Origin of the sequence: Bradyrhizobium sp. CCGUVB1N3 (assembly GCF_024199925.1) — a bacterium.
Taxonomy (GTDB): Bacteria; Pseudomonadota; Alphaproteobacteria; order Rhizobiales; family Xanthobacteraceae; genus Bradyrhizobium.
This window is the reverse complement of sequence record NZ_JANADR010000001.1, coordinates 1,355,987-1,379,600: the sequence shown is the minus strand read 5'-3', so window position 1 is coordinate 1,379,600 and position 23,614 is coordinate 1,355,987. Positions and strand designations below refer to the sequence as shown.

Sequence of the window (23,614 nt, the reverse complement as noted above, 5' to 3'; positions counted from 1 at the left end):
TTTACGGAACTTTCGCATGTCATCGCGCATAATGGCGGCCATGCAGGAGCTGTTCGACCTCATTCGCGCCAATCCGTTGCTCTCTGCCGGCGGGCTGTTTGCGGTGATCGTGGCGATTATCGCGGAAACCCTTGGCCGCGGGCATCGCGGCACCGGCGGGGACTTCCCGGATTTCGACTGGGGCGGCGACTAGTCCTCCTGCAACTCCGCCGCGATCCGCGCCAACCAGCGGCGGATGGTGGCGTCCGCCTTTGCGTCGAGCCCCGCGGCCAGGCGCTGCTCCAGGGCGAGGACACGCTCCCGGCACGTCTTCAGAAGCGTCTTGCCGCGTGCCGTCAGCGTCCATTGCAGGATGCGGCCGTGCACGGGGTGTGGCGACTTGCGGATCGCGCCGTCGCGTTCGAGATTGCCGATGATCACGCCGACGGTCTGCGGCGTCAGGAAGGTTAGTCGGGCGACCTCGGCGCCGGAGAGGCCGGGATAGGCCTTCAGCATGGTCAGTACGGCAAATTGCGGCGGCGTGACGCCGAGATCGGCGAGGCTCCGTTCCATGCTGAGCCTCACCGCGGCCTGGGCCTGGCGCAGGAGATAGCCGAGATAACCCTCTTCGCCGCGTTTGCCTTCGCCGGGGGCGGGCAGCGCGACCGTCCGTTCCGGTTGCGTATTTGTGATCTGGCGCGGCTTGCGCATAATATCAGAGCCCTGATAACTTGTAAGTGCACTTACAATATCACGAGGTGAGGTCCATGTCACACGCCCGCAGCGAATATGAAGACTTCAAGGCGCTTGCCCCCGATGCCTATGACCTGACGCTCGCGCTTGGCCAGCTTGCGGCCAAGGCCGGTCTCGACAAGCAGCTGCTCGAGCTGATCAAGCTGCGCGCCTCGCAGATCAACGGCTGCGCTTTCTGCGTGCAGCATCACATCCTGCTGTCCGAGCGGCTCGGCGTGCCCGTCGACAAGTTCAATCTCGTCGCGGTGTGGCGCGAGGCTCCGATCTTTTCGGCGCGCGAGCGGGCCGCGCTCGCCTGGACCGAGGCGCTGACCTTCTTGCCGGAAGGGGTCAGCGACGACGTCTATGCCGAGGCGAGCCGCGAGTTCTCCGAAAAGGAGCTGATGTACCTGACCTCGGCGGTTGCCTCGATCAACGTCTGGAACCGCTTTGGTGTCGCCTATCGCTGGACGCCGCCGCAGCGGCCGGCCGTGGCGCATGCCAAGGCGTCGTGATCTCACACACTTCGGGAGGACACAGGATGTCGTCAACGATATCGGCCATTTCCGCCGCGCCCTGGCGGCTTCAATCACGACCGCTGTCGCTCGCAATCGTCGCGGGTCTAGCCTGTGCGCTGGCCCTCGGAAAGGCGCTGCCGGTGACGATAGACACCGTCTCCGGCGCGCTGGCGCCGCTCTGCGCCAACGCAGCGGAAGGATCGCCGCTCGACAAGGTCGAGCCGATCGGCTCCTACGCGCTGCCGAATGTACCGGGCAAGCGCGTTACCATCGTCCGCGTCACGTACGGCCCGGGCGGCTTCTCGCGGCCGCACCGGCACGCCGGCTCCGTCACCGCCTATATCACCAAGGGTGAGATCCGCTCCCAGCTCGGCGGCGGCCCGGTCGAGACCTTCACGGTCGGGCAATCCTTCTTCGAACCGCCGGGCTCGACGCATCTGGTGTCGGCGAACGCGAGCAACACGGAGCCGGCGGAGCTGATCGCCGTGTTCGTGGCGGATGAAGGCGCTCAGCTCACGACATTCATCGAGTAGCGCGATCCGGTCTGGATGGTGCGAGCGGACTCTATTGTGTCGCCTTGCCTGCGGTTCCGGATCTAACGAGCGTCCTCGACCTCCTGCGCCGGTGCCGGGATATTGCGTCCCGGATGCCGTAGCCTGTGGCCATTCCGGCGCTGAAGATGCCGGCGATGATGAAGATTGCAAACATCGCAACTGAAAAGCATTTTGCGTGCCATCGACGTTCCCTCGGCCAGGAGGCCCAACGCGCGGCGCGTCGCGCAAATTGAATGCCGAAACTTGCGTCAACGCTGGTCGGGATCGGGTAGCATCATGCGGGCTATTGATGCAATGGGACCGTCGCGGTTCTCTGCATCGCGCATCGGCGAGGTGATGCTTCGTGCCTCCGGACGCAGCGCGGCCGAAGGCACGTGGGTGGACAACATGTCTGCTTTCGGTTGACCCGAGCGGGGATCAACCTCCGTACGAGGCAGGATCGGGGTTGTCGGACGGGTTTTCGAAGGACTTCTTCATCGAGGCCGGCATCGGGACTTGGAAGTTCAGGCCGCGCGGCGGCACTGGCTCCATGAACCATTTGTGGTAGATCTTCGCGATCTCGGGGCTCTTGTATAGCTTGGCAGTCGCACGATCGGCCACCGTCTTGAATGGCGCGTCGTCCTTGCGCAGCATGATGCCGTAGGGCTCCGGATCGGAAAAGGCGCCGGAGCTGATGGCGTAGAGCGAGGGGTCCTTCGAGGACGCTATCATGGCCGCGAGCTGGATGTCGTCCATGACGAAAGCCTGGGCCCGGTCGGTCTCGACCATCAGGAACGCTTCCGGCGTGTCCTTGGCATTCATCACAGTGATGCCGAGCGAGCGGGCTGCATTGGCCTTGTTGAGCTGGACCAGATTGGTCGAGCCCGAGACTGAGACGACGGCCTTGCCCTTGAGGTCGTCGATCTGGTCGAGTTTCAGCGCCTTCTTGGACACGAAGCGGCTGGCCGTGAGGAAATGCGTGTTGGTGAATGACACCTGCTTCTGGCGTTCGGCATTGTTGGTCGTCGAGCCGCATTCGAGATCGACGGTGCCGTTGGCCATCAGCGGAATGCGGCTGGACGAGGTGACGACGCTTTCATTGACCTCGAGCTTGTCCAGCTTGAGCTCGGCCTTGATCTCGTCGACGATCTTCATGCAGATGTCGATCGCGTAGCCGACGGTCTTCTGGTGGTCGTCGATGTAGCTGAAAGGCGGTGCGGCGTCGCGCACCCCGAGCGTGATCGCGCCGGTGTCCTTGATCTTCTTCAACGTGCCGCTCAGTTCCTGCGCATCGGCAGGGGCGGCGAACGCGACGGCCAGCACGGCCGCCGTGGTCAAAAAGCGCATGTGTTTCCCTTATTCCGTTTAACTGCGGCGCTCGCGCGCGGCTGCAGCGCCCGCCCAGCAGCCAAGCAATTCTGAGGCCAGATAGGGCGAATCCCGAAGGGGGCCAGGTCCGGTCGCTCGCAGCGACGGCGCTGAGGCGGAGCGGGCGCCGTCTGTCGACGGCCGCGCTCGCCTCAATTCTCCTCGCTGCTCGCGCCTTCGCGCTGGTCCGGCTTGACCGCATCCTCGGGCAGCGCGTGCGCGAGCGGTTGTGCCGCGCCGGCGACCTCCGGGCCAATCTCGCGGCCGCGGCCGCGGATCAGGCGTTCATAGGCGGAGACAAGGGTGACGTAGGGGTTGACCCAGATCCAGCCGTCCCGGGTGAACACCTGGACGTCGAAATGCAGGTGAAGCGAGGTGCCGCCGGGATGGTCGAGATAGTTGGAGATCACGCCGATCTTCTCGCCCTCGCTGACGGCGTGACCGTTGACGAGACCGTCGGCGTTCAACGCGGACGGGTTCATGTGCATGTAGCGGAAGCGGATGTGCTCGGTGCGGCTGTTGACCTGGAGCGTCGCGGCCTGGTCCTTCGGCCCGCGGATCACGGTCGCGTCGCGCACGGCGACGACGCCCTGCTGCTTGGGGTCGCAGCGTTCGCCGGCGTCAGTGTTCGCTGGGCAATCGGCGGCGCGGATGTCCTCGCCCTGGTGGCCATAGCCGCCCGGGCACTGCCAGACCTCGAAGCTGCGGGACTCGCAGAAATTATCGCGCCAGGGATAGGCTGTCGGACCGTCCGTCTTGTCGCGCTTGCCGTAGGATTGCGAGCGGACGAAAGCGGGCGCCTTCGCCAGTGGAAAGCGAATCTGCGCGTAGGTCATGACGTCGGGATGGCCCGCCTGCTTGCGATAGCCGGTGTTGGGAATGATGTCGCCGCTCGACCGGTAGCCGAAATCCGCCGATCGCCCCAAAGGCCGATCGACCATTTCGGAGGCGACGTCCGTCAACGGACGCATGCGCTGCCCCCCCGCCACATGCAGCGCCTTCAGGAACCGCTCGGCAACCGGATAGGCCTCCTTGCAGGCGAGCCGCCGCGGTTTCGCGACGCTGTCGAGGCACTGGATCGACACGACATAGGCGGCGCCGAAGCGACTGAAGGCGTAGCGCACATAGCCTTCGCGGATAAAACGGCGCAGATCCGGATATTGGCCTGCGAGCGACTTGACCGGCTCGCCCTTGCCGCCGGCGGGATCGGCAAGATCGTAGATCAGCGCGGAGCCGGTGATCTGGACCTCCACCGGCTTTGCGAACACCCGTTGCGGCAGGCCGTCGCCGGCGCCCGGCTCGAGTGAGAAGACGGCGTCGTAGCCAGCAGGGCCCGCATCGAACAGGTCGGCCGGGCTGAAGTCGGACTGGTAGCGGGCAAGCGATAGGTTCGCCGGCGCGGCGCTGCGCTGCGCGTCGAGATAGGCGGCGGCGTCGAAGGGCAGCAGCACCGGAACGGAACTGCGCGCGATGCCCGAGAAGAATGGCGAGGAAACCCCGTTGAGCTGCACCAGCGCCGGCAGCGCGCGGGGATCGAAGCGGCCGACCGAACGGCGCTGCGTGAACACGAAGTCACCGGCGATTGCGGGATGCGCGTTGATTTCGCTACGGAGCTGGTCGAGCGCCACGCGCCAGTCGACGCGCAGGGCCGTGAGCGAGGGGGTGCGGAATTCGTCCGCGGACAGCGGCGCAGAGCCGGCGACCAGAAGCGTAAGCAACCCGAGAAGAGACGAGACGAAGCGGAACCTGTGCCTGCCCACTGTTGTCTCGCCCCCCGGCGACCTTGCCTGTTCCGACCGCTCGGTCGCTTTGCCTAGTCCTTGGCGCGCTCGGCGTAAGAACCGTCTTCCGTCATCACCACGACGCGGGTGCCAACCGAGATGTGCGGCGGCACGGTGGTGCGGACGCCGTTGGAGAGCACTGCGGGCTTGTAGGAGGAGGAGGCGGTCTGGCCCTTGGTCACGGGCTCAGTGTCCACCACCTCCAGCGTCACGCGCTGCGGCAGTGCGATCGACACCGGGTTGGCGTCGTGCATGGACAGCTTGACGGTCATGCTCTCCTGCAGATAGGCGGCCGAGCTGCCGATAATGTCCTTGGAAACCTGGACCTGGTCATACGTCTCGGGGTTCATGAAGTGATAGCCGTCACCATCCTCATAGAGGAAGGTGTAGTTGCGCTCCTCGATCGTGACCTTCTCGACCTGGTCGGTGGTCTTGTACCGCTCCGAGATCTTTACCCCGTCGCTGATTCGGCGCATTTCGATCTGGCTGACCGGAGTGCCCTTGCCGGGATGGATGTTCTCGGCGGTCACGACGACGTAAAGCTTGCCGTCTTGCTCGATCACGTTGCCCTTGCGAATAGAACTGGCGATGACTCTCAAAGCTGTATTTCCTGCTTGCTTAGCCCGGCACCGGCCAGGGCGTGGTCAAATTGATGGGGGACTGGGGGCCTTGACTCGGACCTCGGCGCCCGTTTCGGGCCGCAACATACTGATTTTGCCGTTGGATGCCAGCGTTTTGCTGCCGCCCGGGACGGTCCGTTAATGGTTGGGGACAAGCCCAGCAGCCCGTTCTGGGCACCCAACCGGCACATCGACCGGCGACCGTTCCTCCAGGCAAGGGGGGCGATCACGGCGGCCGTCCGGGCCTTCTTTGCCGAGCAGGGCTTTGTCGAGGTCGAAACCTCGGTTTTGCAGGTCTCGCCGGGCAATGAGACCCATCTGCATGCGCCCCGGACCGGGATCATGCGTCCTGACGGCAGCCGGGTGACGCGGTATTTACGGACTTCGCCGGAATTCGCCTGCAAGAAGCTGCTCGCGGCCGGGGAGCCCCGGATATTCGAGCTGGCGCGGGTGTTTCGCGACAGGGAGCGGGGCGACTTGCATCTGCCGGAATTCACCATGCTGGAATGGTACCGCGCAGGCGCCCCCTATGACACCATCATGGCCGACTGCATCGTGGTGATCGCCCACGCCGCGCAGGCGACCGGGATCGGCCAGTTCTCGTTCCGGGGCCGGACCGCCGATCCCTTTGCGGAGCCGGAGCTTCTGACGGTTGCCCATGCTTTCGAGCAGTTCGCAGGCATCGATCTACTGTCGACCATTTCGGGCGACGAGGGCGACCGCGATGCGCTCGCCGCTGTCGCCGGGACGATGGTGCGGGTGACGGAGGACGACACCTGGTCGGACATCTTCAGCAAGATCCTGGTCGAGCATGTCGAGCCGCATCTGGGGCTGGGGCGTTTGACCATTTTGTTCGAATACCCATCTCCCGAGGCAGCGCTGGCCCGGGCGAAGGTGGACGATCCGCGGGTGGCCGAGCGGTTCGAGGTCTATGCCTGCGGTGTGGAACTTGCCAACGGCTTTGGCGAATTGACCGATGCCGAGGAGCAGCGCCGGCGCTTTCAATTGTCGATGGCAGAGAAGCAGCGGCGCTATGGTGAGGCCTATCCGCTGGACGAGGATTTTCTCGCCGCCGTCGGCCAGATGCCGGAGGCGAGCGGCGTGGCGCTCGGCTTCGACCGGCTGGTGATGCTGGCGAGCGGCGCGTTACGGGTTGATCAGGTGGTGTGGACGCCGCCTCAAGGTGAGATATGACGAAGACCAATCTTGCACGCACCTTGCGCGAGCCGGCCGAGCTCGTGGAGCGCGGCCTCGCGCCCGCCTCCGAGCTCGCGGCGCTCGAGCGCGTCGCCTTGCGCTATGCGGTCGCGATCACGCCCGAGCTCATCGACCTCATCGACAGCTCCGATTCCGATGATCCCATCGCGCGGCAATTCGTTCCGAATGCTGCGGAACTAGAGGTACAGCCGGGCGAGGATGCCGATCCGATCGGCGATCACGCCTGGTCGCCGGTCCCCGGCATCGTGCATCGCTATCCCGACCGGGTGCTGTTCAAGCTCGTGCATGTCTGTGCGGTCTATTGCCGCTTCTGCTTCCGCCGGGAGATGGTTGGCCCGAGCAAGGAGAACGCGCTGTCGGAGAGCGCTTATCGCGCGGCAATCACGTATATCCGAGCGCACAGCGAGATCTGGGAGGTGATCCTCACCGGCGGCGATCCCCTGATGCTGTCGCCGCGGCGGATCGGCGAGATCATGGCCGATCTCGCCGGGATCGACCACGTCAAGGTCATCCGCCTGCACACCCGCGTGCCGGTGGCCGATCCCGATCGTGTCAGCGACGAGATGGTTGCCGCCTTGAAGGTGAAGGGCGCTACAACCTGGGTCGCGTTGCATGCGAACCACGCCCGCGAGCTGACGGACAAGGCGCGCGCCGTCTGCGCCCGCCTCGTTGATGCCGGCATTCCCATGGTGAGCCAGTCCGTGTTGCTGCGCGGGGTCAATGACAACGTCGCCGCCCTGTCGGATTTGATGCGTGCTTTCGTCGAATGCCGGATCAAGCCTTACTATCTGCATCACGGCGACCTCGCGCCGGGGACTGCGCATCTGCGCACCACGCTCGCGGAGGGGCAGGAATTGATGCGGGCGCTGCGCGGCCGGGTGTCGGGGCTGTGCCAGCCGGAATTCGTGCTCGATCTTCCCGGTGGCGCCGGCAAATCGCCGGTCGGGCCGAATTACGTGTTGGCGGCGCAAAATACCGCACCCGCCAAAGGTGATGCGGCGTCGGAAACGCGCTATCGTATCGTTGACTATTGCGGCGACGTTCATCTCTATCCGCCCGAGAGCTGAGCGGATAAGACGAGGGCGCGCCGGCTTTTCGGAGTGGAGGAGCAGAATGAGAAAAATCGTCGTGGCACTGTCGCTGCTGGCCTTGTTCGGCGGCACGGCCATCGCGCAGACCGGCAGCAAGGGATCGACGACATCGGGTCAATCCGCTGGATCCGTGCTGCCCGCGCCGGTCGGCCATCGCCAGCCGCGCGTTTCCGACGTGCCGAGCGAGAAGAACCTCAGCGATCCCAGTGATCCCCTGAGCAAGGAAAACCAGGCGCTCGACAAGAAGATCAAGAGCATCTGCCGCGGGTGCTAGGTCATCCTCCGCGGGCAGGGCGCGACAGCTCGCCCCGCCCGCAGCTTGTGGTCTACGCCGAGCGCTCTTGGACTCCGGAGCGCTGCGTGTTCCGCCGGATTTCGACCGCGTCGGCAAGCTGCTCGAGCACGCTCGCCGTCGTCGTCCAGTCGATGCAGCCATCGGTGATGCTCTGGCCGTAAATGAGCGGGTTGCCCGGCACCACGTCCTGGCGGCCGGCGACGAGGTTGCTCTCGATCATCACGCCCATGATGCGGCTCTCGCCGCCGGCGATCTGGCCGGCGATGTCGGCGGTGACGATCGGCTGGTTTTCCGGCTTCTTGCTCGAATTGGCGTGGCTCGCATCCACCATCAGGCGCGGCCCGACGCCGGACTTGGCGAGCTCGTTGCAGGCCGCCGCAACGCTTCCGGCGTCGTAGTTCGGCTTGCTGCCGCCGCGCAGGATGATGTGGCAGTCCTCGTTGCCCGCGGTCGAGGCAATCGCCGAGCGGCCGCGCTTGGTCACCGCCATGAAATGGTGTGGATGGGCCGCTGACTTCACTGCGTCCGCGGCGATGCGGACATTGCCGTCGGTGCCGTTCTTGAAGCCGACCGGGCAGGACAGCCCCGACGCCAGCTCGCGATGGATCTGGCTTTCAGTCGTGCGCGCGCCGATCGCAGCCCAGGACACGAGGTCGGCGATGTATTGTGGCGTCGTCATGTCGAGGAATTCGGCGCCGGCCGGCAGGCCGAGATTGTTCACCGCGGACAGCACGTTGCGCGCAAGCCGAAGGCCCTTGTTGATGTCGAAGCTGCCGTCGAGGTCGGGGTCGTTGATCAGGCCCTTCCAGCCAACGGTGGTGCGCGGCTTCTCGAAATAGACCCGCATCACGATCTCGAGCTGATCGGCGAGATCCTCGCGCAGGCGTGCGAGCTTCTCGGCGTAGTCGATCGCGGCCTTGGGATCGTGCACGGAGCAGGGGCCGACGACGACCAGAAGGCGGTCGTCCTGGCCATTGAGGATGGCGTGGATCGCGTTGCGCGCCGCCATCACCACACGGGTTGCAGTGAGCGTGCGGGGGATCTCCCGCATCACCTCTTCCGGCGTGCTCAGCTCTTTCAGTTCGCGGATACGAAGATCGTCGGTCGTGCTCAGCACGGCGGGCTCCTGTTGTTTGAGATCCTGCCGGCCAATAAAAAAAGCCGCCAGGTCTGGCGGCTGTTCGGATGTCTTGCTGCAATGTGTCAGATTGAGCGCGATCCTCCCGCCGCCAGCGAGCTGTCGTAGCTAAAGTACCAAAAATAGCTGGTGGCGAAGGTGATCATGGCCGGCTCTATAGCGCAGCCTTTGGGGCTTGTCACCCCCCAAACAGCCCCAAACAGGGAGGTGAGCCAACGCGCCGATCAAGTGTTGCTGTTGCGCGCCGCAAGCGAGATGCCGATCAGCGTGGCGCCGCCGAACAGGAGGTTGATCCCGACGAGGATACCGATCGCCCATTCCGCCGAGCTCGGCAGGCCCGTGATGACCAGGAACGAGATAACGATGTCGACGAGGCCGGAGATCACGAGCCACGACCAGCGGCCGGTCAGCTCGCGCCGATGCTCCAGCGCATACATGATGGTGGCGACGCCCTCGGCGAGGAAATACGCCCCGAGCACGATCGTCAGCGTCAGCACCGCCTGCATCGGCCGCGCCAGCAGCACCATGCCGGCGAGCACGGCCAGCGCCGCCGAGATCAGCGACCACCAGAAGCCCGGCATGTTGCGCGCCCAGAAGGTGACGACCAGCCCGCCGATCCCGCTAATCAGGAACATCCAGCCGAGGAAGATCGTGATCGCGAGGCTTGCGAGCGGCGGCAGGATCAGCGCGGCGATGCCGAGAACGACGAGCAGGATGCCTTCGAACAGGAAGGCCTTCCAATGCGCTTTGACCGCTCGGCTCATGGCGGACTGCAAGCGCGCAAATTGCTCGGGCGACGTCATGGAGGCCTCCAGGCCGCAAGGACCAGATGCGGCTCACTCTAGTATGCGCGTTCCGCAGTGACCACCGCCTCAGGGCGCGGATGAAAAGCCTTCCGCGCGGGTGCGGATGCGGTTGCGGCCGAGAACGTAGATCGCCGTTGTGACAACAAGTAGGGCGATGCCGAGCAGGATCGAGGTCAGGCCGATGGGGATCAGCACCAGCGTCACGTTGTGATCGGGATTGACCAGCCAGTGATGGATCGAGGTCAGCACGAAGCCGAGGCCGACAAAACCGACGCCGCCGCCGATCACCAGCAGCGCCCACATGCGGCGAAGCTGGCTGAGGCGCTCGCGCGCGATCTCGGTGCGCGGCGCGTGATGGCGCGCGACGCGGCGCACCAGGCGGATGGCGAAAGCAATCGAGCTGAAGCCGATCAGAAGGCTCGCCGCGCCGAACCACATCCGCAAAGTCGGATCGAGGTCGGGCATCCGCTGCAGGGTCAGCAGCGGAAAATCGAAGCTCGCATGCAGCGCAAGTGGCCCCATCAGCATCAGGACGCGGCTTGAGAAACGCGCCCAGTCGCGATGATGGCGGTGCGCGCCAAGCGCCGTGCCTGAGCGGGCAATGGCGAGATAGGCCCCCGCAATGATGCCGAGCGCGCCATGGAAGGGCACCGTGAGCACGCTGCGCAGGGCCGCCAGCGCGCGCCACATGTCGGCATGCTGCACGAGATAGGCGAGGTTTTCGTAGGCCGCAAAGCCGAGCCCGACCGCGGCGCCGTAGACCACCGTGTCCATCGGATTGGCAAAGGTTCGCCGCTTGGTCGAGGAGACCAGCACGATGGCGATGACCTTCACGGCTTCCTCCGGCAGCGCCACGCCGAAGATCGAATGCATGGCGAGCGCCGCCCAGGGATCGTCGGGGGCTGCAACCATTCTGGCGAAGGGCGCACGGGCCAGCCCCAGCAGCGAAATGCTGGCCGCACCGAGCAGGAAGGCGGTCCAGACCTGGGCCGGCGGACCGGGGCGCTCCTCGGCCGCGATGACGAGCCAGAGCATCAACAAGGCCGGCGCGACGGCGGCCGTCCCGATCACGGTCGGCAATGCTTCAAGCAGGGTCATCATCGGCTGGACAATAGGTTCCCTTGGTCAGCTTATCCACTTGCAGCGATGCGACGATGTGTCATGCGGTTGCTGTCGCAAGCCTTAACGGTCCCGACAGCACCCATTCATCCGTGCGCGGTGCGGGAATCGAAAGCGCCAGCTTAATCAACCGCATAACAGTTTCCGCTTGATATCCACATCAAGGATCCTGCGTGCCGCGCGGGATCGCAATTCGCTAGGCAAATCAACGGATTTCGATCGTTTCTTCGCTTCATGAAGCGCGCATCCGGATCGCCTGTCCATAAGCGAAATCGCGAAAACCGCACAGGCGCAGGGCACCTCAAGCGCCTATCGCCGACGCGGCGTGTGCGGACCTGCTCGAGCTGCCAGAAGACCCGCACAAAACACGAGCCCAGGCAGACGATGATGAGCAGTAGCAGGACGGCCTGATCGGGAGCGGGAAGATGGATCATGCCCCTGACAAAGCAACACCTATGCCATCTGTTCCCTGCGGCGCTCCGCGTCCGGTGCGAATGCGCCACTAGTGTGCCCGCCCGTCACGGCATCCGCATATGCGCTGTCGGAAGCCGATTGAGTGTCGGGTGAGATGTCGAACGCGCCGAGATGGAATTCATCGCCGACCGCATCCGCCGACGGTACTTGCGCGAGGAGCGTGAAGGCCGCGTCGGGATATTGCTGCCAGACCTGGAGGTCGCCCTCCGTGATCGTCAGCCATCCGAATGTGTACATGTAGCGTCCGGGCTCGCTGACCCGGCCGACGCGTTCCCAAGTGATCTTGTTGACAGCCATTCGGTCTCCGATCGCAAGCGAGCAATGACAGCGAAGGCCGCGCACAAGGCACGGTCGAGATGAGTTTGCCTCGGCAATTTGGGCCAAGACAAGGCGATCAATCGAACGCGGTTAAGGCGGGGCGGCGCAGGCGGCCGGCCGGGGAGGGATCAGCCGGCCGTCGACGAGGCTCGGGCGTTCGGTGCCGTCTCCGCAAGCTCGAGCTGGCGGTGCGAAGCGCGGAAAACGTCATGCACGAGGCCGAGCTTTTCCATGCCCAGAATGATCAGGCCGTTGAGGTCGAACTCGTACCAGGCATGCGAGATATAGGCATCGCGCGGGAAGCGGTGATGATTGTTGTGCAGCCCCTCGCCGAAGGTGAGGATCGTGGTCACGAACTCGTTGGTCGAGGCATCGTCGAGCTCGAAGCGGCGATAGCCGTAGCTGTGGCAGACCGAGCCGGTGAGCTGGCTGACAAGAATAAGAAGGTAGGCGCGGAAGAGCCCGGAGAACAGCGCACAGCCGATCATGGTGTGAACGCCGCCGCAGGCGTAGCCGATGGCTGCCGGAATGAACACCGCCGACAGGCCGTACCAAACCCACCGCGTGCGGACGAAGAACATCGCAATCGGGTCGGCCAGGATGTCCTTTGCGTAGAAGTCGTTGTCGGTGGTTGCCTGGTCGAACACCCAGCCACCCTGGGCATGCAGGAAGCCCTTCAACAGGCTGACATAGCGGTTGCCGAAGCCGTCGTAGAGCGGGCTGTGGGGATCGCCGACATGGTCGGCGTAGAGATGATGGCGGCGATGATTGGCGACCCATTTGGCGATCGAACCCTGTATCGCCATCTGCGCAATGGCGCAGAAGAAGGTCCGCACCACCGGCCCGCACCGGAAGCTGCGGTGCACGAACAGGCGATGCATGCCGGCGCCGATCCCGAATGTGGTCAGCGCGAACATGGCCACGAAGACAGCAAGTTCCACCCAGCCGATGCCTTGCGTGAAGGCCCAGATGAGGCCCGCGATCGAGCCGACGTAGAGGATGCCGAGGAGGAGATAGCTCTCGCGCAACTTGGCCTGCACGACCGGTCCGCTGACGATCACCCCGGGTGGAAGCTGCGGCTGGGCCGATTGGGATCCTTCCGCAGCGAACTCTGCATCAGCGACGGACATTCCAAACTCCAATCCCGCCACGATTGCGCGGGTACTCAGGCACACCCTATAGCGGGCGGGTGGGCAATTCCAACAATTGAGCTAACAATTCAGTTAAAGGAAAGTTAAGCATCCGGTTCCAAGGCGAGCGTCGGGCCTCAGGCCGTAGCTTTCAGAAGCTGGCTGGAGCGGACGACGAGCCGGACGAGGCCGTCGCGGTTCTGCTTCTCGGCGAATTTGACCGCAAACCCGTTCGCGAATTTGCGGATCGCGCGGCCGACGCAGGCGCCGACTGCGAGTGGAGTGCCAACCGGCGGATCATATTCGCAGGAGATCGCAATGCCCGCAGTGGAGACGAGATCACGGGTTGGGGGCGGAACCTGGCATCACCGGCCGATGAGCAGAACGATCGTCGCCAGAAAAATGGCGAAGCCGATAGCGGGGACGATGATCCAGACGGTTTCGTTCCTCATGTCGATTGATGAGGCCGGAATTTGCGGTATTGCGATAGCTATACGTTGGTTTCAGCAAGTCCGGTGCTGGCGCTCCCTAGCGGAATCGAACCGCTCTCTCCACCGTGAAAGGGTGGCGTCCTAACCGATAGACGAAGGGAGCAAGACTTGCGCCGTGCCGGGGCCCAAACGAGTCGTGCCCGGAATGCCCTGCGGCGGGCGAACGTATAGTGGCCTTTGGCCGGTGGGGCAAGCCATTCGGGAACGTCTTTTGGGACCGGTGGAGAAACTGGCCCTTGGGAAAGTTCGGAGGCAATTTCAACGGTTTCTTAGGGTTCCCTGCGGTAGCGCTGGAGGGGGAGATTTCCAACCGATGGCCGCAACCAAGAAGCGGGCAGCACGCAAATTGCTGTCCCAGCACGCCTGGGTCACGCTCGATGGCGGTTTTGCCGCGCGGCATTGCCTCGTGGCTGACATCTCCAGCTCGGGGGCCCGCATCACGCTTGACGAGGACGCGGCTCAACTGCCCGGCGTCATCCGCCTAGCCTTCGCGCGCGATGCCCGGACCGGGCAGAGCTGCCAGGTGGTCTGGCGGCGCGGCAAGTCCGCCGGGATCAAATTCATCTGACCTTCGGCGCCGCCGGTGCGGATGGAAACCGGGCCGTGCTCGCGCTACAAGGCGCTATGCGCGCGCTCTCCATCATTGCCATCGGCTGTCTCGCAATCTCCTCGGCCCGTGCCGAGACGGCGCGCCTGCCCACATCGGATCGATCGCCTCAAGCCGGCAAGGTGCTGCCGCTCAGGGGCACGGGGAGCGCCAATGCCTGCGCCGCCTACGGCCCGGGCTTCGTTCGCGTCGAGAGCACCGGCAGCTGCGTGAAGATCGGCGGCGCGCTCGATGTCGGTGTTGGCGCTTCGAGCCGGCGCTAGCGGCGCATGCCGGCGAACGGGCTCTCGCTCGACATCATCGTTCCCGTCCTGATGTATTGCGCGCTGCTCTGGTGGGTTGGCCGCGGCATGAGCTGGACTGCGCGGCTTGCGACCGCTGCCGTCACGCTGGTGCTGGTCATCTGCGTGCTGCTGGTCGAGCGCGGCTGGCGTTAACCTCACGACATCGGCGGTGCGACATGCTTCTCAAATCCGGGCCGGCTCGCGAACTCTGCGAACCAGCGGTTCAGGTTCGAAAGCGTCGGACGCGTGATGCCCTCGACGCCGAGCCGGCGCCGCGCATAGGCACCGAGCGCGATGTCGGCAATGGTGAAGTCGTCACCCTCCACGAAGCGGCGTGTCGCGAGCTGCTGATCGAGGATGCGCCAGACCTCGGCCGCCGCGTCGGCGTCCTTCTGGATCTGCACCATGTCGCGCTCGGCCGGCGGCGTGCGCACGATGCCCCAGAACACGGGACGATCGGCCGGCTGGAGCGTCGAGAGCGTCCAGTCGAGCCAGCGGTCGACGCCGGCGCGTCGTCTCGCGGCTTGCGGATAGATCGGCGTGTCCTGACAATAGGCGAGACAGAGATAGCGCATGATGGAATTGGATTCCCACAGCACGTAGTCGCCGTCGACCAGCGTCGGGATGCGGGAATTGGGGTTCATCGCGAGGTAGTCGGCCTCGCGGGTGCGGCCGAACTGCATGCCTGCATCGATGCGCTCGAAAGCAAGCTCGAGCTCGGTCAGGCACCACAGCACCTTCTGGACGTTGACCGAGTTGGCGCGACCCCAGACCGTCAGTTGCAGCTTTTGCTCCGGCATGTTGCTCCTCCCGCGTTCATGCATTGCGGCGGGTGATAGCGGAATATCGCGCAGCGCGCGAGCAGCGCTTGCGAAGCCGTCTCATGCAAAAAGCTCCGCCAGCGGCGGAGCTTTCAGGCACTTTCGACAACCGGTGACAAGCGTCAGTGGCCGAAGAACAGCCACAGCAGAATGATCACCGGGATCGGCACGCCAAGCAACCACAGCAACATCCCTCTCGCCATTCGCGTCCTCCTCGATATGTCCTCGTTGAGGAGAGAACGCCGCCGGGCAGGGCTCGTTCCAAGTGGAACGTGCGTGCTTGCTTACCAGTGACCGGTGTTCGGCATCGACAGCCACGGCTCCTGCGGCGGCTTCGGATCGCCCTTCTGGAGCAGCTCGATCGAGTGCAGGTCGGGCGAACGGACGAAGGCCATGTTGCCGTCGCGCGGCGGACGGTTGATGGTGATGCCGGCCTTCATCAGCCGATCGCAGGTCGCGTAGATGTCGTCGACCTCATAGGCGAGATGGCCGAAGAAGCGATCCTCGCCATACTTCTCTTCGTCCCAATTGTAGGTGAGCTCGACCAGCGGCGCGCCGCGCGTCGAGGGCTGCTTCTTGAGCGCTTCGAGATCGTCCGCCGAGCACAGGAAGACGAGCGTGAAGCGCCCTTTGTCGTTCTCGATCCGCCGCACCTCCTTCAAGCCGAGCGCGTCCTGGTAGAATTTCAGCGCGACGTCGAGATTGCGCACGCGCAGCATGGTGTGGAGGTAACGCATGGTCTTTTTCTCCCTAGGCGGTCTTTGACTGAGGCGGGCTTGGTTCGGCCGTTCCATAGCAGCAAACGCGCGGCGAGGGCAGGGGGAGGAGCGTGCAACCGGCCGCATGGCAGGCTCGCGCTTCACGCCGCTGCTCGACGCTGTCGGCGCCAGGTTGTATCATCGGGCCCGCCATGAAAAACGGGCTCTACTCCATCCACATCCACATGCTCGACGGCGTGAAGGGCCGCGATAGCGGCGTGCTGGTGCTGCGGGATGGGGTGCTGCTCGGCGGCGGGCCGTATTTCTGGTCGCAAGGCTCGTACACGGTCGGCAACGGCACCTGGAAGGGCGAGCTTGCCACCAATCAGCATACCCCGTTTGCCGATGCCTTTGTCCGGCCGCTGTTCGGCGGGCATGAGGTCACCAGCGGCTTTTCCGGCACGTTCACCGAAAAGGAGGCGGAAGTGTTCGGCACCGTGCTGGTCGGCGGCAACCGCAGCCTGAGCTTTCGTGCGACGTTGAAGCGGCTCGCCGACATCTGACCGCGCGCGCGGAAAGCGCTGCGCAGCAAAGCCTAACGAAAGCTTGCGCGAGATCAGATAACCCTATTCGGTTAGGTTAAAAAGCCGGATCGCGTTGCAGTTGCGGCGCATTGCGATAGGTGTCGGCTCGCAGGCAAAGCCAAACGAGAGAGCCAGGCACAATGGCCATGACACCACCTTCGACGCCGTCCTTCTACCAGGCCGACCGACAGACCTTTCGTCGTGTCGCGGTCGTCGGCACGCTGTTCTGCGCCGCCTTCGTGATGGTCAGCTTCTCGCTGCGTCCGCAGGTGGAAGACGGCTCGCATGTGCTCGTGAAGGCTGACCGGCTGGTGCGGACGGCGGGGCAACCGCCTCAGACGCACTGAGTGCGCCGCCGCTCGTTCGAATCCTATTGCCGCAAATGTGAGTCATCGCCGGGGCCGCGCGCTCGCGAGGCGCTGCGCGCGGCGAGCGCTAGGAAGCCGGCGTAGCCGACCAGGTTGAGCAGGACTTCAAGCCACGCGGGCATCGCAGCCTCTCTGCGCGAACGAGGATAGCCAACGTGCATGAGGCGGGTTTGTTCCGAGACCGTGACGAGAAAGTTGCTCAGGTCCCGGAGGATGGATCCAGTCGCCGCCCGAGGCTGGAGACCGAGCTTGCTGAAGGCGAGTCCTTCAGGAACTCGGCGATCGCACGGGCAAGTTCTCCGTCGCTCATTGGGGTAGGTGGCGGGCGCAAGGCGCCGACGCCGAAGCTGCGGACGATCTCCTCATAGTGTTCATCTTTGCGTCTGGGGATGAGCCTGCGGATGCGGGCCAGCAATGCGGCAATCGGCAAACGGACCTCCTCAAATGCCCTCCCCATTGGCAAGGGGACGCCTCTGCTGCCACCTCGCCCTGAAATTGAAAACCCCGCCAACACCACGGAGGATGCTGACGGGGTCTTCGTGCTTTCGCCTCGACCCGGATGGCGGAGGCTGCTGCACTTGCAGGTCAAATGCGCCGGCGAGCCCGTTTGTTCCACATTGGCTCGATTTTTTTCGAATGGCCCGGGTTTCGCCGGCGTCGATCGCCCGCAACCATCGGGCGGTGCAGGCGTTGGTCCTCCGAGAGCGATGGAGGAGAAAGCGCATGAGAAAGACTTTGGCAGTTCTGGCCGCCGTTGCGACCGTCGGCGCGACCGCGATTGCGGCACCGGCAGAGGCGCGCGGGCGCGGCATCGGACCGGGTCTTGCGTTCGGTCTCGCAGCCGGCGCACTCACGGCGGGCGCGATCGCCGCGTCCCATCCATATTATTATGGCCCGAGCTACTATGACTATGGTCCGAGCTATTACTACGGACCGGGTCCTTACGCCTATTACGGCGGACCGGTCTACTACCGGCACCATCACTGGCGTCACTGGTAAAACCAAGCGGCGAAACGAAAAGCCCGGAGCAGCGCTCCGGGCTTTTTGCTTGTTCAATTCAAAACGGCCTTACGGCCAAAGCGACGGCCGCTCGACCTTGCGGGCGTTCTCCAGCGTCGAGACAAAATATTCTTCTCGCTCGCGTTTGAATTTTTCCTGAGTCGCGCGAAAGGCGGCGACGCGCGCGGCGATCTCTTCACGCTCCCTTGCTTTACGCTGTTCTTCTTCCGTCATGTCCATCCCCTTCTTACCAACTGACCTCAAGCGCTGCCGCCGCATCGCGTTGAGTCGGATTCGAACGGATGCATTGATCGACCTCGAATGGGGCGTCAATGGGACGAGGCATGGGCGGAAAAACTTGCCGACCTCGTCGCGCTTCATGGTGGATAAGAGTGTCAACCACCTTGTCGCCTGGACGCTCTGCCGCTAGCCCAAATGAGCAAATCAGGAGGTCGAGGTGGCGAAGATCGATCTGGACTCTCTGAGCATCGAAGAGCTCGCGGAATTGAGCGAGCGCGCGAATGCAAAGCTCCCTGAGAAGGTCGCTGCGTGACAGGCGCCGCGGCCGCCCGATCCACAGGCAGCGGGGCGTGATTTGCGATGAGGGAGGTCATGGCGACCGGCCGGGCGTGCTATAGGAGGCACGTTCGCGAACGGGATGGCTGCCCATGATTGCATCAGATCTTCGCAGCGGCGTCGAAAGGCTCGGCGACATGATCGCCGCGGCGCGCACCATCGTGCCGTTCACCGGCGCAGGCGTTTCGACCGAGTGCGGCATCCCCGATTTCCGCTCGCCGGGCGGATTGTGGACGCGTAACCGTCCGATCCCATTCGACGAATTCGTCGCGAGCCAGGAGGCGCGGGATGAATCCTGGCGCCGCCGCTTCGCGATGGAGCCGACCTTTGCCGCCGCAAAACCCGGACGCGGCCACCGCGCGCTCGCCTCGCTTTACCGCGCCAGCAAGATTCCCGCCGTCATCACCCAGAACATCGACAATCTGCACCAGGCCTCGGGGTTTGCCGCCGACCACGTGATTGAACTGCACGGCAATACCACTTACGCGCGCTGCATCGGCTGCGGCGAGATCTATCGGCTCGACTGGGTGAAGCGGCGGTTCGACACAGACGGTGCCGCGCCAGACTGCACCGTGTGTGCCGAACCGGTGAAGACGGCGACGATCTCGTTCGGGCAAGCGATGCCGGAAGATGCGATGCAGCGTGCGACAGAGCTTGCGCAGCATTGCGATCTGTTCATCGCGATCGGCTCCTCGCTCGTGGTCTGGCCGGCAGCCGGTTTTCCAATGATCGCAAAGAATTGCGGTGCGCGTCTCGTGATCATCAATCGCGAGCCGACCGAGCAGGACGAGATCGCCGACCTCGTGATCCACCACGACATCGGCGAAACCCTGGGGCCGTTCGTCGGCAACTGACGGCGAATTTGATTCGCTGCTGTGCAAGACTGTTCATAGGTTCCGGCGAATCTCTTTTTTGTCTATGCGCCGCAACCGGTAGTGTTATCTTTTGATTCGAGAGATTCGTGTGGCGTCGTGGTGAGAAGTTCTCGTCCAGACGCGTGATTCGGCACCGTCGCTGAGGGCGGTCTGCCTTTGATGTGTGAGGTCCGGGGTTATGGGGTCGTCGGACGGATTCGAGTCCAAGAAGGTCGGGGTTCCCGCGCCAGGCGCGTCGCCTGGGCGGCTGTCACCAGGCGAGATCGCAGGTGTCGGTCGCGATACATCGCTCAATCCCTTCACCGGGCTCGGTGAAGCCAGTGCTAATCTCGTCGAAGTCACGGGCGTCATCAAATGGTTCGACGCTTCGAAGGGCTACGGCTTCATCGTTCCCGACAATGGCTGGCCCGACGTGCTCTTGCACGTAACCGTGCTCAGGCGCGACGGTTTCCAGACCGCGTATGAGGGGGCCCGCGTCGTCGTCGAGTGCATCCAGCGCGCCAAGGGCTACCAGGCGTTCCGCGTCGTCTCGATGGACGAGTCGACCGCGATCCACCCCGCCCAGATGCTGCCGCCGCGCACCCATGTCACGGTGACGCCAACCAGCGGGCTGGAGCGGGCACAGGTCAAGTGGTTCAACCGGCTCCGCGGCTTCGGCTTCCTGACCTGTGGTGAGGGCTCACCTGACATCTTCGTGCACATGGAGACGCTGCGCCGCTTCGGCATGACCGAGTTGCGGCCGGGCCAGTATGTGCTGGTCCGCTATGGGCCGGGCTCCAAGGGCATGATGGCCGCCGAGATCCATCCCGAGACCGGATCGCCCGGGCTCCAGTCCCACTAGCTACCAGGTCTTCCAGCCGGCTGTTCCCGGATTCGTGAGCAGCCGGGCCGGGTAGGGCCGTCTGGCATTTGCCATGATCGCCGGGTTAGGATGCGCATCCCTTCCCACGCCGCTGGCATGAGTGCCGTTCCATGAAATTTGATCGCAAGGCAGCCTGGTCCCTTGTCCGGGGCTTGTTGGCCGTAATCCTCGTTTTTGCCGCTTGCGCCGTCCCCATGCGGGCCGCGAGTTTCCAGCCGCTCGAGATCGCGACCAGGAACGGCGTTCAGGTGTTCTCCGTCGAGATGGCCACGACTGAGGAGGAGAAGACGACCGGCCTGATGTACCGGAAGGAGCTCGCGGACGGCAAAGGCATGCTGTTCGACTTCTCGCCCGAGCAGGAAGTGACGATGTGGATGAAGAACACCTACATCTCGCTCGACATGATCTTCATCGCAGCCGACGGTCGCATTCTGCGGATTGCCGAGAATACCGAGCCGCTGTCGACCAAGATCATTCCCTCGCGCGGTCTCGCCCGGGCGGTCTTGGAGGTGCCGGCCGGCACGGCACAGAAATACGGCATCCGCCCCGGCGACCGCGTCGCGCATCCGCTGTTCGGCGCCAAATAGGACCAAAATCGGCGGCGCACAGCCGCCTTGCTGGCGGCCCTTGAAGCGTGTATCGACGGGGCCTGCTGGACATTCGGGGTATAGCGCAGCCTGGTAGCGCGGCAGTTTTGGGTACTGCAGGTCGTTGGTTCGAATCCAGCTGCCCCGACCAGTAAAATCAAATACTTAGATGGTGTTCTGAGGTCCAAATCTTCCCAGATTTTCCGATTGGGAAGACCATGGGAAGGCGCGGCGAGGGCACCGGCTTGCTTCGTCGCGATAGTTCGCAGCGAACTCGAGCAGCGCGTAACGCTCCTCATGCATCGTGCTGTCGTCCGCCAAGCTCCAAGCAGAGCCCCGCTCGAACCGCTCGAGTTCGTCGATGATGTGCTGATCCCGCCCCATGGCCGCGGATCAGACTCCGGCAGGCGGCCCGCCGTCAAGAAGAGTCGCAACATGGCGGGCTATCCGCCACAGCGTGAACAGGCCGTGTTGTTGTCCATCCATCGCCGAGTGGCCTCGTCGGTCCAGCCCGGGACAGCGAAGCCGGGGGTCGCCACGCCTTGACCGGGAGCAATGAGTTGAGTAGGGGGAACGAAGACGTCCTGGCGCGTGCGCGATGGCACTGTGCGATGCACCGTGGCGGCATTCCCAGCGGCACACAGAGCCATCAACAGGCCCAAGGCAAAAACAGCGCGCACGACAATTGCTTCCAATCGAGTGTTGTCGCCCGCTAGGCATGTGGTTCGACCGTTAATCACCCCAAGCTCTGGCGGCTTCACGATCGGTCAATTCGGCGGGATGATGTTGTGATGCCTGACCGTCCGACCGAAGATCACCTTCGGCGAGTCGGATTGATCCATGTCAATAACCCTCCTAAGGCGAGCCTAAAATCTCGGTTGCAATAAGCTCAAAAGCAATGGAGGAGCGTTATGATCAGGTTGGTCACGCGTGGTTGCTTCACCGAGAGTTATGCCAAGGGATTGGTTAGCGCACCCGAGGACAGAGAGCCGGCTGTGCGCAAGCTGATTGAGGGTGCCGGTGGCGAGCTTATCAGCTTTTACTTCACGACCGGCGACAGCGACTTCATGGTCATTTCTCAGGCTAACGAGTCCGAATCCATCATCGCCGCAATGTTGGCAGCGGTGGCGGCAGGCACAATATCTGACGTGAAAACTGCAAGAGCTTGGACCGGAGCGGAATTCAAAAAGGTGGCCGAAAGGGCTTCCAAAGCAGCGAGCAACTATCGCCCCCCCGGCAAGAGCTAAGCGAGCCGCTCGCTGCGATCGGCATCATGCGAGCCTTCAACCGCGGGAGGTCGGCTCAAGATCTCAAGCCGAGACGCAAGTCAGCCAAGAACTACGGGGTGATCCGGTGAGCCAAATAACCGTGGCCTTCGCCCCCTGGCGCTGATTTTCTATTGATCTAGCTCAATCCCGCTGAGCTAGCCCGGCGCCTACTGCGAATGATCAGCAATCCCAGCAGGTGCCCCATGACACGCAACCGGCAGTGGATGCATCAAATGTTGATGTGGGCGCTGGCCGCGATGGCTCTGCTCACCATCGCTTCTATGCTTTCGTAGGAAAGGCCCGCCAGCGTGAACCGGCGGGCCTCGTCGTCACCGTCTCAAACGGCGGGCATGAGCAGCCAGCCGCTGTCGGTTGCGGGCTCGCTGCGATCCGCGACGGCGCTTCATGGCCTGCTCCCGTTCACAAGGCGCCCCCGCAGATCACGGGCCTTGTCTGCGATGATCCCCATGAGGCAGTGCATTCCGTCCAGGGCTGTCTCCGCATCGGGTTGAGCCAGCATCACGACCATCAATTCGGTGAGCCGGACGATGTCCTCGATGTCTGTCTCGTTCTCGAAATAGACGGTCCGCCGTAGGTCTACGATGTTGCTCATTGCTGCGCTCTCCCTGCCTGGGCGAGGTCGTCGAGCGCTTGCTCAACCGTGCGCGCTGATCTACGTCTCCGGCCATGCCTTCTTAATTTTCTCGATCGTGTGCGCGCCAAGCTTAGGCGGCGGGATCGAGCCGCTACCATCAAGCGGAAGTACCTTTCCACCCTGGGTCGCACCGACCGAAATCACCGGTCTGGCAATGAAGACATCATCGTTGCTGTGTGCGCAATTGGAGAGGCCGATGCAGTGGACCAGCTCGTGCACCAAAATGTGGAGACGCACGGGCTTGCCCACATCAACCTGGCCGATTTTTGGAGTCGCGGGCACCCGTAACTTCACCGAACCCATCGAGGTGCCCCTGCTCGAATCTACAACTGTCAGCGCGGCGCTACCGTGGAGGCCAGAGCCCGGATAGATTTCGGCAATGATCGGGCTGCCCGACTCCTTATCTGCCTTTTTAAAGGCGAGATTGATCCCGCTCTGCTTGAGAAGCCGATTGATCGTTGTGATCGCCGGATCAAGATCATTCACCCAGACGCTCGCTGTGAAGCTCGGACCGGGGAATATCTTCAACTCACCCGTGCGCCGGATCCGGTCAGGCCAAGGAGTGATCTCCGGTTCTGTAGTACACTTCGGATCAGCCATGACGCCCCCGCGAAAGTGCACGGTAAGTTTACAACAGAGCTAAGTCCTGTGTCCACACCGCTGAAGAAAGAGCATGACGCGCCAGAGTGGCAAGCCGCAATGGAGGTGCTGATCTTTGTGGCGGAGAAAGACGGCCCCACGATGCTTGCGCGTATTGGCATCATGCGGGCGCTGAACCGGAAGGACGGCCGCTAGTGCCTCGGTCTCAGGACGGAGCAC

Annotated in this window: 32 protein-coding genes, 2 tRNA genes and 1 pseudogene; 18 read left to right on the top strand and 17 right to left on the bottom strand. The window is 63.7% G+C overall.

Going from position 1 to position 23,614, the window contains the following annotated elements; genetic code table 11:
• Window positions 1-16: 16 nt before the first annotated feature.
• Complete coding sequence (locus NLM33_RS06560; RefSeq protein WP_254095295.1) at window positions 17-193, top strand: hypothetical protein; 177 nt, start codon at window positions 17-19, stop codon at window positions 191-193.
• Here NLM33_RS06560 and NLM33_RS06555 read toward each other — a convergent pair.
• Window positions 190-690, bottom strand: coding sequence for a MarR family winged helix-turn-helix transcriptional regulator (locus NLM33_RS06555; RefSeq protein WP_254095294.1), 501 nt, complete (start codon window positions 688-690; stop codon window positions 190-192). The genes NLM33_RS06560 and NLM33_RS06555 overlap by 4 nt on opposite strands.
• A 56-nt stretch (window positions 691-746) precedes the next feature.
• Here NLM33_RS06555 and NLM33_RS06550 point away from each other — a divergent pair, with 56 nt between their 5' ends.
• Both NLM33_RS06550 and NLM33_RS06545 read left to right on the top strand, forming a co-directional pair.
• Window positions 747-1,226, top strand: a complete 480-nt coding sequence (locus NLM33_RS06550; protein WP_254095293.1) for a carboxymuconolactone decarboxylase family protein — start codon at window positions 747-749, stop codon at window positions 1,224-1,226.
• A 26-nt stretch (window positions 1,227-1,252) separates the two neighbouring features.
• Window positions 1,253-1,762, top strand: coding sequence for a cupin domain-containing protein (locus NLM33_RS06545; RefSeq protein WP_254095292.1), 510 nt, complete (start codon window positions 1,253-1,255; stop codon window positions 1,760-1,762).
• A 269-nt stretch (window positions 1,763-2,031) separates the two neighbouring features.
• Here the strand turns inward: NLM33_RS06545 and NLM33_RS06540 are convergent, their stop codons facing one another.
• From NLM33_RS06540 to efp, 4 genes are all read right to left on the bottom strand, one after another.
• Window positions 2,032-2,172 carry a hypothetical protein gene (locus NLM33_RS06540; protein WP_254095291.1) on the bottom strand — a complete coding sequence of 47 codons (141 nt, stop codon included), beginning with the start codon at window positions 2,170-2,172 and terminating at the stop codon, window positions 2,032-2,034.
• Window positions 2,173-2,200: 28 nt separating this feature from the next.
• Complete coding sequence (locus tag NLM33_RS06535) at window positions 2,201-3,109, bottom strand: amino acid ABC transporter substrate-binding protein (protein WP_254095290.1); 909 nt, start codon at window positions 3,107-3,109, stop codon at window positions 2,201-2,203.
• A gap of 173 nt (window positions 3,110-3,282) precedes the next feature.
• Complete coding sequence (locus NLM33_RS06530; protein WP_254095289.1) at window positions 3,283-4,890, bottom strand: M23 family peptidase; 1,608 nt, start codon at window positions 4,888-4,890, stop codon at window positions 3,283-3,285.
• A 53-nt stretch (window positions 4,891-4,943) separates the two neighbouring features.
• Window positions 4,944-5,510, bottom strand: a complete 567-nt coding sequence (gene efp, locus NLM33_RS06525) for an elongation factor P (RefSeq protein WP_254095288.1) — start codon at window positions 5,508-5,510, stop codon at window positions 4,944-4,946.
• A gap of 162 nt (window positions 5,511-5,672) precedes the next feature.
• On the opposite strand from efp, the gene epmA reads away from it, so the two are divergent.
• The 3 genes from epmA to NLM33_RS06510 are packed head-to-tail and all read left to right on the top strand — an operon-like array spanning window position 5,673 to window position 8,114.
• Window positions 5,673-6,725 (top strand): EF-P lysine aminoacylase EpmA, encoded by a 1,053-nt coding sequence (gene epmA / locus NLM33_RS06520; protein WP_254095287.1) that lies wholly within the window; start codon window positions 5,673-5,675, stop codon window positions 6,723-6,725.
• On the top strand, window positions 6,722-7,816 hold the full coding sequence (locus tag NLM33_RS06515) for a lysine-2,3-aminomutase-like protein (protein WP_254095286.1): 1,095 nt from the start codon (window positions 6,722-6,724) through the stop codon (window positions 7,814-7,816). The genes epmA and NLM33_RS06515 overlap by 4 nt, the downstream gene beginning before the upstream one ends.
• Window positions 7,817-7,862: 46 nt before the next feature.
• Window positions 7,863-8,114, top strand: a complete 252-nt coding sequence (locus NLM33_RS06510) for a hypothetical protein (protein WP_254095285.1) — start codon at window positions 7,863-7,865, stop codon at window positions 8,112-8,114.
• A gap of 52 nt (window positions 8,115-8,166) precedes the next feature.
• Here the strand turns inward: NLM33_RS06510 and NLM33_RS06505 are convergent, their stop codons facing one another.
• The 6 genes and pseudogenes from NLM33_RS06505 to NLM33_RS06480 all read right to left on the bottom strand — a co-directional run bounded on the left by NLM33_RS06505 (window position 8,167) and on the right by NLM33_RS06480 (window position 13,714).
• Window positions 8,167-9,252, bottom strand: coding sequence for a 3-deoxy-7-phosphoheptulonate synthase (locus tag NLM33_RS06505; protein ID WP_256570517.1), 1,086 nt, complete (start codon window positions 9,250-9,252; stop codon window positions 8,167-8,169).
• A gap of 245 nt (window positions 9,253-9,497) precedes the next feature.
• The gene (locus tag NLM33_RS06500; protein ID WP_254095284.1) at window positions 9,498-10,076 is read right to left on the bottom strand and encodes an HdeD family acid-resistance protein; all 579 of its coding nucleotides are present in this window, start codon (window positions 10,074-10,076) and stop codon (window positions 9,498-9,500) included.
• A gap of 69 nt (window positions 10,077-10,145) precedes the next feature.
• A complete protein-coding gene (locus NLM33_RS06495) occupies window positions 10,146-11,177 on the bottom strand; it encodes a PrsW family intramembrane metalloprotease (RefSeq protein WP_254095283.1) in 1,032 nt (343 codons plus the stop codon).
• 579 nt (window positions 11,178-11,756) lie between these two features.
• Window positions 11,757-11,969, bottom strand: a pseudogene (locus NLM33_RS06490) (hypothetical protein); the annotation flags it as partial.
• 149 nt (window positions 11,970-12,118) lie between these two features.
• A complete protein-coding gene (locus NLM33_RS06485) occupies window positions 12,119-13,120 on the bottom strand; it encodes an acyl-CoA desaturase (protein WP_254095282.1) in 1,002 nt (333 codons plus the stop codon).
• A 519-nt stretch (window positions 13,121-13,639) separates the two neighbouring features.
• A tRNA-Glu gene (locus NLM33_RS06480) sits at window positions 13,640-13,714 on the bottom strand.
• A gap of 210 nt (window positions 13,715-13,924) precedes the next feature.
• On the opposite strand from NLM33_RS06480, the gene NLM33_RS06475 reads away from it, so the two are divergent.
• From NLM33_RS06475 to NLM33_RS06465, 3 genes are read left to right on the top strand one after another with little or no spacing between them, the layout of a single operon-like run.
• On the top strand, window positions 13,925-14,179 hold the full coding sequence (locus NLM33_RS06475) for a PilZ domain-containing protein (protein WP_254095281.1): 255 nt from the start codon (window positions 13,925-13,927) through the stop codon (window positions 14,177-14,179).
• Window positions 14,180-14,214: 35 nt separating this feature from the next.
• On the top strand, window positions 14,215-14,481 hold the full coding sequence (locus tag NLM33_RS06470) for a hypothetical protein (protein ID WP_371929910.1): 267 nt from the start codon (window positions 14,215-14,217) through the stop codon (window positions 14,479-14,481).
• A 6-nt stretch (window positions 14,482-14,487) separates the two neighbouring features.
• Window positions 14,488-14,655, top strand: a complete 168-nt coding sequence (locus NLM33_RS06465) for a hypothetical protein (protein ID WP_254095280.1) — start codon at window positions 14,488-14,490, stop codon at window positions 14,653-14,655.
• Between the two features lie 2 nt (window positions 14,656-14,657).
• Here the strand turns inward: NLM33_RS06465 and NLM33_RS06460 are convergent, their stop codons facing one another.
• Window positions 14,658-15,302, bottom strand: coding sequence for a glutathione S-transferase family protein (locus NLM33_RS06460; RefSeq protein ID WP_254095279.1), 645 nt, complete (start codon window positions 15,300-15,302; stop codon window positions 14,658-14,660).
• A gap of 305 nt (window positions 15,303-15,607) precedes the next feature.
• Window positions 15,608-16,060, bottom strand: coding sequence for a VOC family protein (locus NLM33_RS06455; RefSeq protein WP_254095278.1), 453 nt, complete (start codon window positions 16,058-16,060; stop codon window positions 15,608-15,610).
• 173 nt (window positions 16,061-16,233) lie between these two features.
• Here NLM33_RS06455 and NLM33_RS06450 point away from each other — a divergent pair, with 173 nt between their 5' ends.
• Together NLM33_RS06450 and NLM33_RS06445 are read left to right on the top strand one after the other, a co-directional pair.
• Entirely contained in the window at window positions 16,234-16,584 is a 351-nt protein-coding gene (locus tag NLM33_RS06450; RefSeq protein WP_254095277.1) for a GrlR family regulatory protein, read from the top strand.
• Window positions 16,585-16,751: 167 nt separating this feature from the next.
• The gene (locus NLM33_RS06445; RefSeq protein ID WP_254105672.1) at window positions 16,752-16,952 is read left to right on the top strand and encodes a hypothetical protein; all 201 of its coding nucleotides are present in this window, start codon (window positions 16,752-16,754) and stop codon (window positions 16,950-16,952) included.
• A gap of 220 nt (window positions 16,953-17,172) precedes the next feature.
• On the opposite strand, the gene NLM33_RS06440 is transcribed toward NLM33_RS06445, so the two are convergent.
• The gene (locus tag NLM33_RS06440; protein ID WP_254095276.1) at window positions 17,173-17,403 is read right to left on the bottom strand and encodes a hypothetical protein; all 231 of its coding nucleotides are present in this window, start codon (window positions 17,401-17,403) and stop codon (window positions 17,173-17,175) included.
• A gap of 293 nt (window positions 17,404-17,696) precedes the next feature.
• Between NLM33_RS06440 and NLM33_RS06435 the strand changes: the two genes are divergently transcribed.
• Entirely contained in the window at window positions 17,697-17,972 is a 276-nt protein-coding gene (locus tag NLM33_RS06435) for a hypothetical protein (RefSeq protein ID WP_254095275.1), read from the top strand.
• A gap of 69 nt (window positions 17,973-18,041) precedes the next feature.
• On the opposite strand, the gene NLM33_RS06430 is transcribed toward NLM33_RS06435, so the two are convergent.
• Window positions 18,042-18,206 carry a hypothetical protein gene (locus NLM33_RS06430; RefSeq protein ID WP_198031950.1) on the bottom strand — a complete coding sequence of 55 codons (165 nt, stop codon included), beginning with the start codon at window positions 18,204-18,206 and terminating at the stop codon, window positions 18,042-18,044.
• A gap of 434 nt (window positions 18,207-18,640) precedes the next feature.
• Between NLM33_RS06430 and NLM33_RS06425 the strand changes: the two genes are divergently transcribed.
• The 5 genes from NLM33_RS06425 to NLM33_RS06405 all read left to right on the top strand — a co-directional run bounded on the left by NLM33_RS06425 (window position 18,641) and on the right by NLM33_RS06405 (window position 22,119).
• Complete coding sequence (locus NLM33_RS06425) at window positions 18,641-19,402, top strand: Sir2 family NAD-dependent protein deacetylase (protein ID WP_254095274.1); 762 nt, start codon at window positions 18,641-18,643, stop codon at window positions 19,400-19,402.
• Between the two features lie 199 nt (window positions 19,403-19,601).
• On the top strand, window positions 19,602-20,264 hold the full coding sequence (locus tag NLM33_RS06420; RefSeq protein WP_254095273.1) for a cold-shock protein: 663 nt from the start codon (window positions 19,602-19,604) through the stop codon (window positions 20,262-20,264).
• 131 nt (window positions 20,265-20,395) lie between these two features.
• Window positions 20,396-20,872, top strand: a complete 477-nt coding sequence (locus NLM33_RS06415) for a DUF192 domain-containing protein (protein ID WP_254095272.1) — start codon at window positions 20,396-20,398, stop codon at window positions 20,870-20,872.
• Window positions 20,873-20,946: 74 nt separating this feature from the next.
• Window positions 20,947-21,023, top strand: a tRNA-Pro gene (locus NLM33_RS06410).
• 760 nt (window positions 21,024-21,783) lie between these two features.
• The gene (locus NLM33_RS06405) at window positions 21,784-22,119 is read left to right on the top strand and encodes a GYD domain-containing protein (protein WP_254095271.1); all 336 of its coding nucleotides are present in this window, start codon (window positions 21,784-21,786) and stop codon (window positions 22,117-22,119) included.
• A gap of 424 nt (window positions 22,120-22,543) precedes the next feature.
• On the opposite strand, the gene NLM33_RS06400 is transcribed toward NLM33_RS06405, so the two are convergent.
• Window positions 22,544-22,753: a hypothetical protein gene (locus NLM33_RS06400; protein WP_254095270.1), complete on the bottom strand. Its 210-nt coding sequence runs from the start codon at window positions 22,751-22,753 to the stop codon at window positions 22,544-22,546.
• A gap of 60 nt (window positions 22,754-22,813) precedes the next feature.
• The gene (locus NLM33_RS06395; protein ID WP_254095269.1) at window positions 22,814-23,395 is read right to left on the bottom strand and encodes a hypothetical protein; all 582 of its coding nucleotides are present in this window, start codon (window positions 23,393-23,395) and stop codon (window positions 22,814-22,816) included.
• Between the two features lie 48 nt (window positions 23,396-23,443).
• Between NLM33_RS06395 and NLM33_RS06390 the strand changes: the two genes are divergently transcribed.
• On the top strand, window positions 23,444-23,590 hold the full coding sequence (locus NLM33_RS06390) for a hypothetical protein (RefSeq protein WP_254095268.1): 147 nt from the start codon (window positions 23,444-23,446) through the stop codon (window positions 23,588-23,590).
• Window positions 23,591-23,614: the final 24 nt, after the last annotated feature.

Coding starts and splice junctions, on each gene's coding strand:
- NLM33_RS06560 (WP_254095295.1), top strand. CDS start 17: ATGTCATCGCGCATAATGGCGGCCATGCAGGAGCTGTTCGACCTCATT.
- NLM33_RS06545 (WP_254095292.1), top strand. CDS start 1,253: ATGTCGTCAACGATATCGGCCATTTCCGCCGCGCCCTGGCGGCTTCAA.
- NLM33_RS06450 (WP_254095277.1), top strand. CDS start 16,234: ATGAAAAACGGGCTCTACTCCATCCACATCCACATGCTCGACGGCGTG.
- NLM33_RS06540 (WP_254095291.1), bottom strand. CDS start 2,172: ATGTTGTCCACCCACGTGCCTTCGGCCGCGCTGCGTCCGGAGGCACGA.
- NLM33_RS06475 (WP_254095281.1), top strand. CDS start 13,925: ATGGCCGCAACCAAGAAGCGGGCAGCACGCAAATTGCTGTCCCAGCAC.
- NLM33_RS06415 (WP_254095272.1), top strand. CDS start 20,396: ATGAAATTTGATCGCAAGGCAGCCTGGTCCCTTGTCCGGGGCTTGTTG.
- epmA (WP_254095287.1), top strand. CDS start 5,673: ATGGTTGGGGACAAGCCCAGCAGCCCGTTCTGGGCACCCAACCGGCAC.
- NLM33_RS06465 (WP_254095280.1), top strand. CDS start 14,488: ATGCCGGCGAACGGGCTCTCGCTCGACATCATCGTTCCCGTCCTGATG.
- NLM33_RS06515 (WP_254095286.1), top strand. CDS start 6,722: ATGACGAAGACCAATCTTGCACGCACCTTGCGCGAGCCGGCCGAGCTC.
- NLM33_RS06455 (WP_254095278.1), bottom strand. CDS start 16,060: ATGCGTTACCTCCACACCATGCTGCGCGTGCGCAATCTCGACGTCGCG.
- NLM33_RS06495 (WP_254095283.1), bottom strand. CDS start 11,177: ATGACCCTGCTTGAAGCATTGCCGACCGTGATCGGGACGGCCGCCGTC.
- NLM33_RS06555 (WP_254095294.1), bottom strand. CDS start 690: ATGCGCAAGCCGCGCCAGATCACAAATACGCAACCGGAACGGACGGTC.
- NLM33_RS06405 (WP_254095271.1), top strand. CDS start 21,784: ATGATCAGGTTGGTCACGCGTGGTTGCTTCACCGAGAGTTATGCCAAG.
- NLM33_RS06510 (WP_254095285.1), top strand. CDS start 7,863: ATGAGAAAAATCGTCGTGGCACTGTCGCTGCTGGCCTTGTTCGGCGGC.
- NLM33_RS06395 (WP_254095269.1), bottom strand. CDS start 23,395: ATGGCTGATCCGAAGTGTACTACAGAACCGGAGATCACTCCTTGGCCT.
- NLM33_RS06425 (WP_254095274.1), top strand. CDS start 18,641: ATGATTGCATCAGATCTTCGCAGCGGCGTCGAAAGGCTCGGCGACATG.
- NLM33_RS06400 (WP_254095270.1), bottom strand. CDS start 22,753: ATGAGCAACATCGTAGACCTACGGCGGACCGTCTATTTCGAGAACGAG.
- NLM33_RS06550 (WP_254095293.1), top strand. CDS start 747: ATGTCACACGCCCGCAGCGAATATGAAGACTTCAAGGCGCTTGCCCCC.
- NLM33_RS06460 (WP_254095279.1), bottom strand. CDS start 15,302: ATGCCGGAGCAAAAGCTGCAACTGACGGTCTGGGGTCGCGCCAACTCG.
- NLM33_RS06445 (WP_254105672.1), top strand. CDS start 16,752: ATGACACCACCTTCGACGCCGTCCTTCTACCAGGCCGACCGACAGACC.
- NLM33_RS06535 (WP_254095290.1), bottom strand. CDS start 3,109: ATGCGCTTTTTGACCACGGCGGCCGTGCTGGCCGTCGCGTTCGCCGCC.
- NLM33_RS06485 (WP_254095282.1), bottom strand. CDS start 13,120: ATGTCCGTCGCTGATGCAGAGTTCGCTGCGGAAGGATCCCAATCGGCC.
- NLM33_RS06500 (WP_254095284.1), bottom strand. CDS start 10,076: ATGACGTCGCCCGAGCAATTTGCGCGCTTGCAGTCCGCCATGAGCCGA.
- NLM33_RS06420 (WP_254095273.1), top strand. CDS start 19,602: ATGGGGTCGTCGGACGGATTCGAGTCCAAGAAGGTCGGGGTTCCCGCG.
- NLM33_RS06435 (WP_254095275.1), top strand. CDS start 17,697: ATGAGAAAGACTTTGGCAGTTCTGGCCGCCGTTGCGACCGTCGGCGCG.
- NLM33_RS06430 (WP_198031950.1), bottom strand. CDS start 18,206: ATGACGGAAGAAGAACAGCGTAAAGCAAGGGAGCGTGAAGAGATCGCC.